The sequence below is a fragment of the Mycobacterium sp. IDUB_19 genome, from assembly GCF_055419445.1.
This window is the reverse complement of sequence record NZ_JBVAXR010000126.1, coordinates 1-1907: the sequence shown is the minus strand read 5'-3', so window position 1 is coordinate 1907 and position 1907 is coordinate 1. Positions and strand designations below refer to the sequence as shown.

The 1907-nt window shown below is 62.2% G+C and carries 1 protein-coding gene; it reads left to right on the top strand.

Translation table 11 applies throughout. The features are described 5' to 3' along the window. A partial coding sequence (locus tag ACZY0B_RS27320; RefSeq protein ID WP_463767350.1) for an MMPL/RND family transporter occupies positions 1-1907 on the top strand: 1907 nt, incomplete at both ends.

The window sequence follows — 1907 nt, the reverse complement described above, 5'->3', positions numbered from 1 at the left end:
GCCACCTTCTGCCTCCACTTGGCGCGGCTGTCGTATTTCAAGGCGCTGGGCATCCCGTCCGCTCTGGGATTGCTCGTCGTCGTCGCGGGAGCGATGACCGCCGCGCCGGCGGTGGTCGCCGTGGCCACCCGGTTCGGTTTGCTCGACCCGAGACGGATGATCAAGACGCGCGGGTGGCGGCGCATCGGCACCGCCACGGTGCGCTGGCCCGGGCCGGTGTTCGCGGCCTCGCTGGCCATCGCAATCGTCGGCATCCTTGTCATGCCGAGCATGAAGATCAGCTACAACGACCGCTACTACATACCCGCCAACCTGCCGTCGAATGTCGGATACGCGGCCGCGGAGCGCCATTTCAGCGCCGCGACAATGAATCCCGATATCCTCATGATCGAGAGTGATCACGACATGCGGAATAGCGGCGACATGATCATCCTGGACAGGCTCGCCAAAGATGTCTTTCGTTCGCCGGGAATCGCGATGGTGCAAAGCATCACGCGGCCGTTGGGCGGCCCGATCGAGCACACGTCGATACCGTTCCAGATCAGCGCCCAATCGATTCCGATCCAGCAGAACCTTCAATTCATGAAGGACCGCACGGCCGACATGCTCACGATGAGCGACGATCTTGGTGCCATGATCGGCTCGATGGAACGAATGCAGGGTCTGCTGAGTCAGATGAGTAGCGCGACTCATCACATGGTCGGCGACATGGGCGACATGCAATCCACGCTGAACGAGATGAGAGATCATCTGGCGGACTTCGACGATTTCGCGAGACCGTTCCGCAGCTATTTGTATTGGGAACCGCACTGTTTCAACATCCCGGTCTGCTGGGCTTCGAGATCGGTGTTCGAGGCGATCGACGGCGTGGACAAGTTCAGCGAGAACATGAGCACGCTGATCAAGGACGTGAGCAATGTGGACGCGATACTGCCCCAGATGCTCGCCCAGTTCCCGCCGATGATCGCCGTCGCGCAGTCCATGCAGGGGACCTTGCTCACGATGCACAGCAGCTTCTCGGGCCTGGTCACGCAAATGGCCCAGATGACCGATACGGCGAGCGCGATGGGCCAGGCGTTCGATGCCTCCAGGAGTGGCGACTACTTCTACTTACCCCCGGAAGCCTTCCAGAATGTCGACTTTCAGCGTGGCCTGAAGCTCTTCCTGTCGCAGGACGGGAAAGCTGCGCGCTTCATCATCACCCACGACGCGGACCCGGCGACCCCGGCAGGCATTTCCGCGGTCAAGCCCGAACTGGACGCCGCACATGAGGCGGTGAAGGGAACGACGCTCACCGGCGCCAAGTTCTACCTCGCCGGGACCGCCGCGATATACCGCGACATCCAGTCCGGTTCCAACTACGACCTGCTGATCGTCGGAATTGCCGCTCTGACATTGATCTTCGCCGTCATGGTGATCATCACTCGCGCTCTGGTTGCGTCCCTGGTGATCGTCGGCACGGTGCTGTTGTCGCTGGGCGCCGCATTCGGGCTTTCCGTGCTGGTCTGGCAACACATTTTGGGCCTGGACTTGAACTGGATCGCGCCGGTGTTCGGGTTGATCATCCTGCTCGCCGTCGGCTCCGACTACAACTTGCTGCTGGTGTCGCGGTTCCAGGAGGAGATTCGCGCCGGGCTGAAGACCGGCATCATTCGTTCGATGGGCGAGACGGGTGGAGTAGTCACCGCGGCGGGCCTGGTCTTCGCCTTCACCATGATGTCGATGGCAGCAAGCGATCTGCGCTCGATTGGCCAGGCCGGCACCACGATTGGCCTCGGCCTGCTGTTCGACACCCTGGTCGTGCGCTCCCTGATGACGCCGTCGATCGCCGCATTGCTCGGGCGCTGGTTCTGGTGGCCACAACGCGTGCGGCCGCGCCCGGCAAGTGAGATGCTGCGACCTTTCGG